The 13,222-nt window shown below is 69.6% G+C and carries 13 protein-coding genes; 8 read left to right on the top strand and 5 right to left on the bottom strand.

The annotated features are described in order from the left end of the window. Positions 1-14 precede the first annotated feature (14 nt). The 6 genes from GA0116996_RS21765 to gabD all read left to right on the top strand — a co-directional run bounded on the left by GA0116996_RS21765 (position 15) and on the right by gabD (position 5,953). Positions 15-926, top strand: coding sequence for a TauD/TfdA dioxygenase family protein (locus GA0116996_RS21765; RefSeq protein WP_092315745.1), 912 nt, complete (start codon positions 15-17; stop codon positions 924-926). 30 nt (positions 927-956) lie between these two features. Continuing rightward, the gene (locus tag GA0116996_RS21760; protein ID WP_092315743.1) at positions 957-2,378 is read left to right on the top strand and encodes an aldehyde dehydrogenase family protein; all 1,422 of its coding nucleotides are present in this window, start codon (positions 957-959) and stop codon (positions 2,376-2,378) included. A 207-nt stretch (positions 2,379-2,585) separates the two neighbouring features. Continuing rightward, on the top strand, positions 2,586-3,797 hold the full coding sequence (locus tag GA0116996_RS21755) for an AI-2E family transporter (protein WP_092315741.1): 1,212 nt from the start codon (positions 2,586-2,588) through the stop codon (positions 3,795-3,797). A 107-nt stretch (positions 3,798-3,904) separates the two neighbouring features. Next, complete coding sequence (locus GA0116996_RS21750) at positions 3,905-4,120, top strand: hypothetical protein (protein WP_092315739.1); 216 nt, start codon at positions 3,905-3,907, stop codon at positions 4,118-4,120. A 99-nt stretch (positions 4,121-4,219) separates the two neighbouring features. Continuing rightward, the gene (locus tag GA0116996_RS21745; RefSeq protein WP_092315959.1) at positions 4,220-4,432 is read left to right on the top strand and encodes a DUF3079 domain-containing protein; all 213 of its coding nucleotides are present in this window, start codon (positions 4,220-4,222) and stop codon (positions 4,430-4,432) included. A 72-nt stretch (positions 4,433-4,504) separates the two neighbouring features. Continuing rightward, complete coding sequence (gabD, locus tag GA0116996_RS21740) at positions 4,505-5,953, top strand: NADP-dependent succinate-semialdehyde dehydrogenase (RefSeq protein ID WP_092315737.1); 1,449 nt, start codon at positions 4,505-4,507, stop codon at positions 5,951-5,953. 12 nt (positions 5,954-5,965) lie between these two features. Here the strand turns inward: gabD and GA0116996_RS21735 are convergent, their stop codons facing one another. From GA0116996_RS21735 to GA0116996_RS21725, 3 genes are read right to left on the bottom strand one after another with little or no spacing between them, the layout of a single operon-like run. Continuing rightward, entirely contained in the window at positions 5,966-6,799 is an 834-nt protein-coding gene (locus tag GA0116996_RS21735) for a hypothetical protein (RefSeq protein ID WP_092315735.1), read from the bottom strand. Positions 6,800-6,826: 27 nt separating this feature from the next. After that, positions 6,827-7,180, bottom strand: a complete 354-nt coding sequence (gene flhD, locus GA0116996_RS21730) for a flagellar transcriptional regulator FlhD (protein WP_092315733.1) — start codon at positions 7,178-7,180, stop codon at positions 6,827-6,829. Position 7,181: 1 nt separating this feature from the next. Beyond that, on the bottom strand, positions 7,182-7,985 hold the full coding sequence (locus tag GA0116996_RS21725; RefSeq protein ID WP_092315731.1) for a helix-turn-helix domain-containing protein: 804 nt from the start codon (positions 7,983-7,985) through the stop codon (positions 7,182-7,184). Positions 7,986-8,233: 248 nt separating this feature from the next. On the opposite strand from GA0116996_RS21725, the gene GA0116996_RS21720 reads away from it, so the two are divergent. After that, complete coding sequence (locus tag GA0116996_RS21720) at positions 8,234-10,207, top strand: PAS domain-containing hybrid sensor histidine kinase/response regulator (RefSeq protein WP_092315729.1); 1,974 nt, start codon at positions 8,234-8,236, stop codon at positions 10,205-10,207. A gap of 113 nt (positions 10,208-10,320) precedes the next feature. Beyond that, complete coding sequence (locus GA0116996_RS21715; protein WP_092315727.1) at positions 10,321-11,301, top strand: Bug family tripartite tricarboxylate transporter substrate binding protein; 981 nt, start codon at positions 10,321-10,323, stop codon at positions 11,299-11,301. Between the two features lie 10 nt (positions 11,302-11,311). Here the strand turns inward: GA0116996_RS21715 and GA0116996_RS21710 are convergent, their stop codons facing one another. Beyond that, the gene (locus GA0116996_RS21710) at positions 11,312-12,142 is read right to left on the bottom strand and encodes an IclR family transcriptional regulator (protein WP_092315725.1); all 831 of its coding nucleotides are present in this window, start codon (positions 12,140-12,142) and stop codon (positions 11,312-11,314) included. Then, positions 12,139-12,966, bottom strand: a complete 828-nt coding sequence (locus GA0116996_RS21705; protein ID WP_092315723.1) for an IclR family transcriptional regulator — start codon at positions 12,964-12,966, stop codon at positions 12,139-12,141. Before GA0116996_RS21705 ends, GA0116996_RS21710 begins: the two co-directional genes overlap by 4 nt. Between the last annotated feature and the right edge of the window lie 256 nt (positions 12,967-13,222).

Here is a 13,222-nt window from a genome sequence, read left to right as displayed (position 1 = left end):
CCAAGGAGACCACCATGCAAGCCACCGCACCCGCCACCATCAGCCCGCAAGACTACCGGGCGCTCGGGCAGGAGCCCTTTCCCTTCACCGTGCGCCGCTGCACGCCGACCATTGGCGCCGAGGTCGAGGGCATCGATTTCCGCGAGACCCTGGACCACGACACCTATCTCTCGCTGCGCCGCGCGCTGCTGAAGTACAAGGTGCTGATCTTCCGCAACCAGGCCATCACGCCGGCCCAGCACGTTGCGGTGGCGCGGCGCTTCGGCGAACTCGAAGTCCACCCGATGTTCACCAACCATCCGGAGCATCCGGAACTGGTGGTGTTCGGCCGCAACGACAAGACCCGCGGCCGCGAGAACCTGTACCACTCCGACGTGTCGTGGCGCGAGATCCCGTCGATGGGCTCGATGCTGCGCTGCCTGGAGTGCCCGGAGGTCGGCGGCGACACCATCTGGATCAACATGGCCGCCGCCTACGACAACCTGCCGCAGGAGATGAAGGACCGCATCGCCAACCTGAAAGCGGTGCACGACGCCATGCCGGCATTCGGCACCGCGCTGAGCGAGGAAAAATACGCCGAGATGCGCGCCAAGTATCCGCCCATGGTGCACCCGGTGGTACGCACCCATCCGGAAACCGGCGAGAAGATCCTGTTCGTCAACGAGGCCTTCACCACCCATTTCGCCAACTTCGCCAAGGAACAGCCGTACCGCTTTGGTTCCGATTTCCGGCCGGCGGAACTGGACCTGATGCAGTACCTGTACCGCCAGGCCGCCGCGCCCGAATACCAGGTGCGGCTGCGCTGGCAGCCGGACACGATCGCGCTGTGGGACAACCGCTCCACCCAGCACTACGCCGTGCAGGACTACTTCCCCGCGGTGCGCCACATGAACCGCGCCACCATCATCGGCGACCGTCCGGTCTGACCGAAACCCAACCCATCGAGGCAACCGGACATGCATAGCATCGACAAGTTCTATATCCAGGGCCAATGGGTGCAGCCCGCCCAGGGCGTGGCCCACGCCGACATCATCGACCCGGCCACCGAAGCGGTGGCGGGCAGGCTCGCCATGGGCACCGCCGCGGACGTGGACCGCGCCGTCGCCGCCGCGCGCGCGGCCTTCCCGGCGTGGTCGGTATCCACCCGCGAAACCCGCATCGCGCTGCTCGAGCGCATCATCGCCGCCTACCAGGCGCGCATGGCCGACCTGGCGCAGGCGGTGCGCCAGGAGATCGGCGCGCCGATCACGCTGGCTACCAACCTGCAGGCCGCAATCGGGCTGGGGCAGTTGCAGGCGACACTGCAGGCGCTGCGCGACTTTGCCTTCGAAAGCCCGCGCGGCAAGAGCCTGGTGCTGCGCGAGGCCATCGGCGTGGCCGCGCTGATCACGCCGTGGAACTGGCCGCTGAACCAGATCGCGGCAAAGGTGGCGCCGGCGCTGGCGGCGGGCTGCACCGTGGTGCTCAAGCCCTCGGAGATCGCGCCGCTGGACGCGCAGATCTTCGCCGAGATCATGGATGCCGCCGGCACGCCGCCGGGCGTTTTCAACATGCTCTATGGCGAAGGGCGCGTGGTCGGTGCCGCGCTGTCGTCGCATCCCGAGGTCGACATGGTGTCGATCACCGGCTCGACCCGCGCCGGCGTGGAAGTGGCCATCAGCGCCGCCCCCACCGTCAAGCGCGTGGCACAGGAACTGGGCGGCAAGTCGCCGCTGATCGTGCTGGACGACGCCGACCTGCAGGCCGCGGTGACCAGCGGCGTGGCCCAGTGCATGGTCAATTCCGGCCAGACCTGCGTGGCGCCCACGCGCGTGCTGGTGCCGCGCGCACGCTACGAGGAAGCGGTGCAGATCGCGGCGGCGGTGGCCAATGCGGTGAAGGTCGGCGATCCGTCGGACCCCGAGACCAGGATGGGCCCGATTTCCAACCGCGGCCAGTACGACAAGGTGCAACGCCTGATCGGCGTCGGCCTCGAGGAAGGCGCGCGGCTGGCCGCCGGCGGGCCCGGCCGACCCGACGGCCTCGCGCACGGCTTCTATGCCCGCCCGACCATCTTTGCCGACGTGCGCAACGACATGACCATCGCCCGCGAGGAGATCTTCGGGCCGGTGCTGTGCCTGTTGCCTTACGACAGCGAAGAGGAAGCCGTGGCCATCGCCAACGATACGGACTTCGGCCTGGCCGCCTATATCGCCTCGGCCGACCCGGCGCGGGCGCGCAAGCTGGCGGCGCGGCTGCGCGCCGGCAACGTGCGCATCAATGGCGCGATGATGGATATCACCGCGCCCTTCGGCGGCTACAAGACTTCCGGCAACGGCCGCGAATACGGCCCCGAAGGCATCGCCGAGTTCCTCGAGACCAAGACCGTGACGGGCTGACGGCGTCCCGGCCCCGTCATGCACCGCCCGGCCGCCAGCGCAATGCTGGCCGCCGGGCGGTGTCGTTTACGGGGCGCATGCGGCGGCGCATGCAGCCGCGCTGCCGCGCTTGTCTGACAGCGGCAGGCGGCGGCGTCCGACAGTCCAACGCCTGCCAGGACGCTATCTTCGAGAGTAGCGCCAGGCCTTTTGCCGAAGCGCCCGGCTATGTCGACCGTTCCCGATCCCACCGCCCCGGCGCTGCCGCCAGCGCAGCCCGTCCCACAACTGACCGACGATGGCCGCGCCGCTGGCGCCGCCGATCCGTCCGCGCCAGCGCCCGCGCTGCTGACCGATGCCGCCGTCGCCGGCGCGCTGCATCGCGCCAGCACCGCGCTGATGGTGCTGGCGGTGCTGTTCTCGCTGTACGCCGTGCACGTGGCGCGCGACTTCCTGGTGCCGGTGGTGATCGCGGTGGTGATGGCCTACCTGCTCGATCCGCTGGTGTGCGCGCTGCAGCGGCTGGGACTGGCGCGCTCGCTGGCCAGCACCATCGTACTGCTGGCGCTGCTGGCCGCCCTGCTCAGCGGCGCCTACCTGCTGCAGGGCCAGGTCGAGTCGATGGTCAACAGCCTGCCGGAGATGGCCAGCAAGTTGTCGCGGTCCGTCGGCGCGCTGCTCAGCGGCGACGACTCGATGTGGCAGAAGATACGCCGCGCCGCCACCGTGCTCAGCGGCACCGGCCAGCCGCCGCCGGCGCGCGGCACGCAGGTGGTGGTGGAGCAGTCGTCGGGCCAGATCAACAACATGCTGCTCGCCGGCTCGGTCAGCATCTTCACCATGGCGGCGCAGGCGGTGGTGGTGGTGTTCCTGCTGTATTTCCTGATGCTTGCCGGCGATACCTTCAAGCGCAAGTTCATCAAGATGGTGGGCACCACCATCTCGGAGAAGAAGATCAGCGTGCACATGCTGGATGAGGTCAACCGCTCCATCCGCCGCTACATGGGGATGCTGCTGGTGACCAACGCCGGCCTGGGCGTGTGCACCTGGCTGCTTTTGAAATGGCTTGGGGTCGACAATGCCGGCAGCTGGTCGATCGCGGCGGCGGCACTGCACCTGGTGCCCTACTTCGGCGCGCTGGCGATCGCGCTGTGCCTGGGCATGGTCACGTTCATGCAGTTCGGCACGTTGGGGATGGCTGCCGCGGCGGCCGGCGGCTCGCTGCTGATCGCCACGCTGATCGGTTCGGTCATCACCACGTGGATGACCGGCCGCATGGCGCGCATGAACGCCGTGGCGGTGTTCGTGGCGCTGCTCTTGTTCACGTGGCTGTGGGGCGTGTGGGGAATGCTGCTCGCGATCCCGCTGATTACCATCGCCAAGGTGGTGGCGGATCACATTGAAGGCATGGAAGTGGTGGCCGAGTTCCTTGGCGAGTAACGTGCGTTTGCGCACCTGTCGCACCGGAGCCGCACCGCTATACTGAAACAGCGAATGCTGCACCACAGCATTATCGGGCACGGCGTTTCGCGCGGAGGAAAAACACCATGTCTTTATGCGACCTGTGCGAGTCGCAACTGGACCGCCCCGGCCATGTGCCGCCGCATCCGCGGCTGGCGATATCGGCGACGCTGCGCATGGCGAGCGGACAGAATGCGTTTGTGTACCGCTGCGGCCACTGCGGCGAGACACTATTGCTTGCAGCCGACGACGGTGAAGCGCCGGACCGCTGGACGCGCCTCGACGCCGACGGCTGGCGTTGAGCGGCGCTACGCCGCTGTTGGCGCCATGTTGGTGCCTTGTTGGTGCCGCCTTGATCGCGCACAAGTCCGGTATCCGGAAGCGTCGAGATAATGGCCATCATGGCCAAGAAATTTCCCATCCATCCCAGCCATCCCGAGCGCGTCTGCTGGGGCTGCGACCAATACTGCCCGGTCGACTCGATGCGCTGCGGCAACGGCTCCAGCCGCACCCAGCACCCCGTCGAGCTGCTTGGCGACGACTGGCTCGAATACGGCGACTGGGGCATCGAGGCGCCGCCCGCCCGGGCACCGTCCGGGGCCACCCCCGGGTAGCGGGATTACAATCGTTGTCTCCGGCCCAACGACAAAGACCCGGCGCCACTGCCGGCATACACCGAGACAACCATGCTGAACCTCCAGGATTCCTCGCTGCTGCGGCAGCAGTGCTTGATTGACGGCCGCTGGATCGATGGCGAGCGCCGCATCGACGTGACCAACCCCGCCACCGGCGAGCGCGTCGGCCAGGTGCCGCAGCTGGGCGCCGAAGAGACGCGCCAGGCCATCGAAGCCGCCAATCGCGCGCTGCCGGCGTGGCGCGCCCGCACCGCCAAGGAGCGCTCGGCGCTGCTGCGCAAATGGTTCGAGCTGATCATGGCGAACCAGGAGGACCTGGCCCGCATCATGACCGCGGAGCAAGGCAAGCCGATCGCCGAGGCGCGTGGCGAGATCGCCTATGCGGCCTCGTTCATCGAATGGTTTGCCGAGGAAGGCAAGCGGGTCTATGGCGATACCATTCCCGCCCCGGTCAGCAACCAGCGCATCGTGGTGACCAAGGAACCGGTGGGGGTCTGTGCCGCGATCACGCCGTGGAACTTCCCCGCCGCCATGATCACCCGCAAGGCCGGCCCGGCGCTGGCGGTCGGCTGCACCATGGTGGTCAAACCCGCCTCGCAGACGCCGCTGACGGCGTTGGCGCTGGTGGCCCTGGCCGAGCGTGCCGGCATCCCCGCCGGCGTGCTGTCGGTGGTGACCGGCTCGGCCAGCGCGATCGGCGGCGAGATGAGCAGCAATGCGCTGGTGCGCAAGCTGACCTTCACCGGCTCGACCGAAGTCGGGCGCGTGCTGATGGCGCAGACCGCCGCCACCATCAAGAAGGTGTCGATGGAACTGGGCGGCAACGCGCCCTTTATCGTGTTCGACGATGCCGACCTCGACGCCGCCGTCGAAGGCGCGATCGTTTCCAAGTACCGCAATGCCGGTCAGACCTGCGTCTGCGCCAACCGCATCTACGTGCAGTCCGGCGTGTATGAGGCGTTTGCGCAGAAGCTGGTGGCCGCGGTGGCGGCGCTGAAGGTGGGCAACGGCATGGACGACGGCGTGCGCATCGGCCCGCTGATCGACGACAAGGCCGTGGCCAAGGTCGAGGAGCATATCGCCGACGCGCTCGGCAAGGGCGCGCGCCTGCTGCAGGGCGGCCAGCGCCATGCGCTCGGGCACTCCTTCTTCCAGCCGACGGTGCTGGCCGACGTCGCGCCCGGCATGCTGGTCGCGCGCGAGGAAACCTTCGGCCCGCTCGCGCCGCTGTTCCGCTTCGACACCGAGGACGACGTGGTCGCCATGGCCAACGACACCGAGTTCGGCCTGGCCAGCTACTTCTATGCGCGCGACCTGGGCCGGGTCTGGCGCGTCTCGGAACGGCTGGAATACGGCATGGTCGGCGTCAACACGGGCCTGATCTCGAACGAGGTGGCGCCGTTCGGGGGCGTCAAGCAATCGGGCGTGGGCCGCGAGGGCTCGCATTACGGCATCGACGACTACCTGGTGATCAAGTACACCTGCATGGCCGGCATCTGACCCGGCGCGCCCTCAGCCCGCCGTGCCCGCGGCGTGCCGGGGGCAGGACTGCGGCGGCGCCAGCCGGCAGCTGTCCCGAAAGCGGGCGATCTGGTCGTGCACCTGCTGCATCTGTTCGATCTGGTAGCTGGCCCGCTCCCGGCTGTAACGGGTGCCGAACTCATACAGCGCCCCGTCCGCGGCGCGGGCCAGCCCTTCCAGCGACTGCGCCAGCGTGCGTCCCTCGACGCTGCGGTGCCGCCGCAGGCGCCAGGACAGCGCCTCCTGGCCCTGGTCGAGCAGGTTCTGCTGCAGGTAGCCGAGCCGCTCGGCAAGTCCCTGCGCGTCCTGCAGCACCGACAGATAGGCGCATACGACCGCGAGCCGCTGCTGCATCTCGCCGCCGGCCAGCAGCTCACGCGCGCACGCGCCCCAGGCCTGCGCCCCGGGCCCGGGGTCCTGCCCGGCGCATTCGCGCGCATAGACCTCCAGCGGCAGCACCGACACCGACAGCCCTGGCGGCAGCACGCTGGTGAAGCGGCTGGCGATGGCCTGCTGCAGGGTGCGGTCCAGCGCGCAGCACGTCTTGATATCCGCATCGACATAGAAGTCCAGCGCCGGCTGCCGGCCGTGGCCCACCGAGACCACCGCCCGGACGGGCGGGCGCCCGGCCATGGCCAGCGTTTCCAGGCCGGCTTCGATGCAGCGCTGCTCGGCGGCCTCGGCGCCAAGGGCCTGGACGATGTCCTGCATCTGCAGCGTGCCGGCGATTTCGGTGCGGTCGACCGCGGGCGGCCAGCCGCCGCGGCGGTCGGCGGCCATGGTCATCCGCTTCAGCTCGACATGCGTCATCGCATTGCCCGTCATATACCCTCCGATTCCAGAAGTCATGTCTCAATCCCGCCGTGATGCCATCACGATCGCGGCATGCATGCCGTGCAAGGCGTGCAGCGGCTCGGCCCCGGTCAGCGCGGCCACCAGCAGGCCGTCATCCAGCCGGAAGCGGTACCGCATCAGGCTGGACCGCGCCAGCGCGATGATCTGCGTCGGCGTCAGCGATGCCAGCAGGCGGCCCATCTCGCGCCCGAGGCCGAGCCGGAACAGCGCCTCGGCCTCGTTCTCGCGCATCAGCCGCTGTACCACCAGCAGGTAGGACAGATTCAGCGCCTCGAGCTGGCGCTGGCCGTCGGTGTCCGTTTCCTGTTGCGTGTCCGGCACGCTTGCGCAAGAGGGCCTGTCCTGTTCCATGTCATTCTTTTGCCGGTGCGGACGCGCCGCCCGCCATGCGCAAGCGCGGCGCGGGTGCGTGGGCGAGGATCATCGGGCGGGCGGCAATGGCCCGCAGCGCGGGCTTGTCGAGCAGTGTGATGGTGCGGTGCCGTACCGTGATCAAGCCGCCATCGGCCAGCCGCGAGAACTGACGGCTCACCGTTTCCAGCGTCAGGCCGATATAGCTCCCGATTTCCTCGCGGCTCATGCGCAGTACAAAGGCCGACGAGGAAAATCCGCGCAGCGCGAAGCCGTCCGCCAGCCACAGCAGGAACGTCACCAGCCGTTCTTCGGCCGTCATCAGCGCCAGCATGGTCTGTACCGCCCGCGCGCGCTGCAGCTGGCCGTCCAGCGCCAGCAGCAGCTGCCGCCCGAGCGGCGCCAGCGTGGTCGCGGCCAGGCGCAGCGCGTCCACGGTGAACAGGCACAGCTTGGTGTCTTCCAGCGCGGTGGCGTACGACGCATAGTGCGGACGCGCCAGGCTGTCCAGTCCCACCATGTCGCCGGGAAAGTGGAAGGCGACCACCTGGGTGCGCCCGTCTTCGGTGGTGACATGGGTCTTGATGGTGCCGACACGAATGGCATAGACCGAGGTCACCGGGTCTCCCAGCAGGTACAGGAATTCGCCCTTGCGCAGGCGCACCATGCGTTGCGCCGCTTCGACGCCTGGCGCGCCGCGTGCCTGGCCGGCCGGCGCGCAGTCCGGGCAGGCGCCGGCCATCTGGCAACACGTGCTGCATGGCATGGCTTCGCGCTGCGGCTGGCGATCATCGGACTGTGTCATCGGCACTGTGGGCTGTGAAACCTTGAGAACCTCGTGCGTCAATTCTATGGAGCAGCCCTCACCAGACAATCCGTACATTCCGATTCTGGGCATGGAAGCGTCCGACCTTGCCGCGCGTGGGCCCCCGGGACGTCCGTGCTGCACATGACCGCGCGGGACGGTGCCAACGAAGCGCAAGCAGGCGTATCCTTACCCCACCATCAGGATCGGATGCGCCGGCAGCGCCGGCACTTCGCCCAACCCATCCCATGACAAGACGCCCCGACGATCCACAACCCCTTGCCGGCAACGCCAGCAGCCCCGAGGCCGGCGGCCCCGACCATCCGAACGCGGCGGATACCCCTTACCGGACGCTGGTGGAAGCCGTGCAGGACTACGCCATCTTCACGCTCGACGTGGGTGGCCATGTCTCCAGCTGGAACAAGGGCGCGGCCCGCATCAAGGGATACCGGCGCGAGGAGATCCTGGGCAAGCATTTCTCGCACTTCTATACGCCCGACGCCGTGGCCCGGCGCTGGCCCGACGCCGAGCTGAAGGCGGCCGCCGAACTGGGCCGCTTCGAGGACGAGGGCTGGCGCGTGCGCAAGGACGGCAGCCGCTTCTGGGCCAACGTCGTCATCACCGCGCTGCGCGACCCCGAGGGCCGGCTGATCGGCTTCGGCAAGGTCACGCGTGACCTGACCGAGCAGCGCCGCGCCGCCGAGGCGCTGCGCCAGAGCGAGGAATCGCTGCGCCTCCTGGTCGAAGGGGTCAAGGATTATGCGATCTTCATGCTCGATCCCGGCGGCCATATCGTCAGCTGGAACTCGGGCGCGTCCTATATCAAGGGCTACCGCCGCGATGAAATCATCGGCCGCCATTTCTCGCTGTTCTATCCGCAGGAGGACGTCGCCGCCGGCAAGCCGGCGCGGCACCTGGACCTGGCCCGGCGCGCCGGACGCATCGAGGACGAGGGCTGGCGCGTGCGCAAGGACGGCTCGCTGTTCTGGGCCAATGTCACGCTGACCGCCGTCTACGACGATTCGCGCGCGCTGCGCGGCTTTGCCAAGGTGACGCGCGACATGAGCGAACGCCGCCGCCGCGAAGAGCTGGAACGCTCGAGCCAGCGCCTGAATGAATTTCTGGCCACGCTTTCGCATGAGCTGCGCAATCCGCTGGCGCCGGTGCGCAGCGCGCTGACCGCGATGCGGCTCGCCCCGGGCGACGGCGCGCTGGCCAACCAGAGCCTGGCCCTGATCGAGCGCCAGGTGACGCACCTGAGCCGGCTCGTCGACGACCTGCTCGATATCGGACGCATCACCTCCGGCCGGATCGAGCTGCGCACCGGACCGGTGGAACTCGACGAGATCATCGGCCTGGCGATCGAGGGCGCGCGCCCGGCGCTCGATGCCAAGTCGCAGCGCGTAGACGTGCAGGGCGCGCCCGGCGCGATCCGCCTGGATGCCGACAAGACCCGGCTGGTGCAGGTGCTGCAGAACCTGGTGCTCAATGCGTCGAAGTTTTCACCGGCGGGCACGGTGGTGACGATAGCCACGGCGGTGCAGAAACGTACCCTGGAGCTGCGCGTGACCGACCAGGGCCGCGGCATCTCGCCGCACGCGCTCGAGGACATCTTCCAGTTGTTCGTGCAGGAAAGCCGGCCGGGCACCGATGTGCAAGGCGGACTGGGCATCGGCCTGTCGCTGTGCCGCTCGCTGGTAGAACTGCATGGCGGCACCATCGCGGCCACCAGCGCCGGGCCGGGGCTGGGCAGCACCTTCACGCTACGGCTGCCGCTGCCGGCCGCGCGCCAGCCCGACGATGCGCACGGCGCCGGCATGCCCGCCACCGGCCAGGCCAATACCGACCTGCAGGTGCAGCGCATCCTGCTGGTCGACGACAACCGCGACGCCGCCGACAGCCTGGCGATGCTGCTCGAAATGTGCGGCCATGAGGTGACCATCGCCTACGACGGCTCCGAAGCCCTGCACGTGGCGCCGCGCTGCCGTCCGCATATTGCGCTGATCGACCTGGCCATGCCGGGCATGGACGGCTTCGAGGTGGTGCGCGCCATGCGCGGCGTGGCGGGCACCGAATCGACCCGCTTTGTCGCGCTGACCGGCTTCGGCCAGCCGGCGGACCGGCAGCATACCGAGGCCGCCGGCTTCGATGCGCACCTGGTCAAGCCGGTGGAGCTGGAGACCCTGTTCGGCACCATCGCGCGGCTGCGCCAGCCTGACTGAGCGGCACGGCCTCCGGCCTAACCCGACCTTCGCCAATCCCGAACCCGCGCGCGCCGCGGCTGCGACACACTGACGCCCGTTCCATCGCAACAAATCAAGGAAAGGAGACAGCGATGCAGGGTTGGATCAGGCGTGCGGCCATGGGGCTGCTGTTTGCATGCGCGGCCACGGCCGCAGGCACCGCGCTGGCGGACTACCCCGACAAGCCGGTGCGGCTGGTGGTGCCGTTCCCGCCGGGCGGCGCCACCGACCTGCTGGCGCGCGAGATCGGCAACGCGCTGTCGGCGCGGCTGCAGCAGCCGGTGGTGATCGAAAACCGCCCCGGCGCCGGCGGCAACCTGGCGGCGATCGCCGTGGCGCGGGCCCCGGCCGACGGCTACACGCTGCTGTTCGGCACCTTCGGCTCGCTCGCGGTGAACAAAAGCCTCTATGACAAGCCCGGCTACGACCCGCTCAAGGACTTCGCGCCGGTGGCGTCGGTGGCCTACCTGCCCAACGTGCTGCTGGTGCATCCCAGCGTGCCGGCGCGCACCGTGCCGGAACTGCTGGCGCTGGCGCGCAAGGAGCCGGCCAAGCTGACCTACGGCTCGTTCGGCAACGGCTCGTCGTCGCACCTGGCGGGCGAGCTGTTCACGCACCTGGCTGGTGTCGACATCACGCATATTCCGTACAAGGGCAGCGCCGCGTCGATGACCGACCTGATCGGCGGGCGCATCACCATGATGTTCGACAGCGTCTCCACGGCACTGCCGTATATCCGCGACAAGCGCGTGCGCGCACTGGCGGTGACCACGCAGAAGCCGTCCGAGCAACTGCCCGGCGTGCCGACGCTGGCCGCTGCCGGCGTGCCCGGCTACGAGCTAACCGCATGGTTCGGCGTGGCGGCCCCCGCGGGCACGCCCAAGGCCGTGATCGACCGCCTCAACGGCGAGATCGTGACCGCGCTCAGGCAGCCGGACCTGGCCGCCCGGCTGGCCAGCCAGGGCACGGTGCCCTTCCCGGCCACGCCGGCGCAGTTCGGCAGCTATATCCGCGCGCAATACGAGAAGTGGGACGGCCTGATCAAGTCCGCCAACATCAAGCTCGACAACTGACCGCCTGGCCTCAGGCGGCGTCCGGCGCGCCGAAGCGCCACGACAGCCGTGCCGCCGCCTGCCGCACCAGCGCGGCCGTGGCGCCTTCGGTGCCGCTGTCGAAGCTGCCGCTGGAACCCATCACCGCGATCACCAGCGCCAGGCTGCCGGTGTGGTCGAACACCGGTGCCGCCAGCGTGTCGATGCCCGGCACCGGATGGCTCAGTGCATTGTCGATGCGCGCCGCGCGCACCTGCGCCAGGCGCGCGGCGTAGGCCGGCGCCAGCCTGCCGCCCGCTCCGAGCACCTGGCCGGCGGCGGCGCCCGCCATGCGCAGCGCATCGTTCTGCAGCAGGCCCGCCAGCACGTTGGCCGGCAGGTGCGCGGCGACGGTGCGGCCGATGGCGGTATGGACCAGCGACAGCACCGTGCCCACGCGCAGGCTGACATGCTGCGGCCGCGCCGATTCTTCCAGCCGCACCACGGTGGGCCCCAGCGGCCCCAGCACGGCCATCGCCACGCTCAGGCCCGTGGTCCCGGCCAGTTCGATCACCTCGGGTTCGGCCTCGCGCGTCGGCGACAGCCGCTGCAGCGCGATCAGCCCCAGCTCCAGCGCCAGTGGTCCGCACAGGTAATTGCCGGCGGCATCGCGCGCCAGCAGTCCGGTCTTCTGCAGGCTGACCAGGTGCGGAAATGCCTTCGCCGCCGGCATGCCCGCGGCCAGCGCCAGGTCGCGCAGTGGCAGCGGCCGGCCCGCGGCCACCAGCGCGCCGAGCAACTGGCCGGTGCTGTCGAGCGACTGGATGCCGCGCTGCGGCTTGCCGCCGTCGGGGTCCTGCGGGGTTTCGTTCGCGCCGCTCATGCCTGTTCACCGTTCGGTTCGCGCAGCGCCGCGCCGATCTCCGCGCCCGCGCACAGCAGCGCCCGCGCCGCCGCGCCGTGCCAGTCGACGTCGATGGCACCGGTCGATCCCACCAGCGTCAGCACCAGCCGCAGCGCGCCGGCGCCGTCGAGCACCGGCACGCTGAGGCTGCTGACGGCCGGGCTGGGGGCATCGATGCTGCGCTCGATGCCGCGCGCGCGAATCTCCGCCAGCCTGGCGCCGAACGCGGCCAGGTCCGCCGCGGTGGCCTCCGGTTGCTGCGCCTGCCATAGCGGCTGCCACTGCGCCGGCGGCTGGAAGGCGCAAAACACGCGGCCAGTGGCGGTGGCGGCCAGCGCCATCACCGTGCCCACGTGCAGGTTGACGTGCAGCGGCGCGCTCGCCGGCACATAGCGCACGATGGTCGGCCCCTGCGGCCCGGCCAGGCAGATCGCCACGCTGCAGCCCAGCGCCTGCGCCAGCGCGTCCGCGCGTGGCAGCGCGGCGCGCCAGGCGTCGTCCTGCTCCAGGTGCAGCAGGCCCAGGCGCAGCGACAGCGGTCCGGGCTCGTAGCGGCCGGACAGATGGTCGCGCTTGATCAGGCCCAGCCGCGCCAGGCTGACCAGATAGGCATGCGCCTGCGCCGGCGTCAGCTGCGCGGCGTCGGCCAGCGCCGCCAGCGGCATCGGTACGCGCGCCGCGGCCAGCGCCGCGAGCAGGCGCGCGCCCACCTCCACGCTCTGGATGCCCCGCTGCGCCTTGTCGGCACGCGCCCCCGGCGCGCCCGCCGGCGTCATCGCTGTCCCCGCCCTGGGTCTGGCCATCAGCGTCCTGTGTGATCGGAAAAACCGGATATTAATCGAACGCCTCCCCGATCCCGCCGCACGCGGGTTTACCCCCATCCCGATCCGGCCTAAGTTCGCCCCCTCAATTATTTGTCATAGGCTAATCATTTCGCTATTGATTAATTTCGCCAGCTTTCCTAAGATGGCATTACCCCGTCGCGACCCGGCACACGCAGCCGTGCGACATCCGGAACTCCATACGAACGGGGGCGAGACAGCCAGTGCCACGCACGCA

It is taken from the genome of Cupriavidus alkaliphilus, assembly GCF_900094595.1.
Taxonomy (GTDB): domain Bacteria; phylum Pseudomonadota; class Gammaproteobacteria; order Burkholderiales; family Burkholderiaceae; genus Cupriavidus; species Cupriavidus alkaliphilus.
Note: the sequence above shows the minus strand (reverse complement) of the source record. Positions and strands in the feature narration are given on the sequence as shown.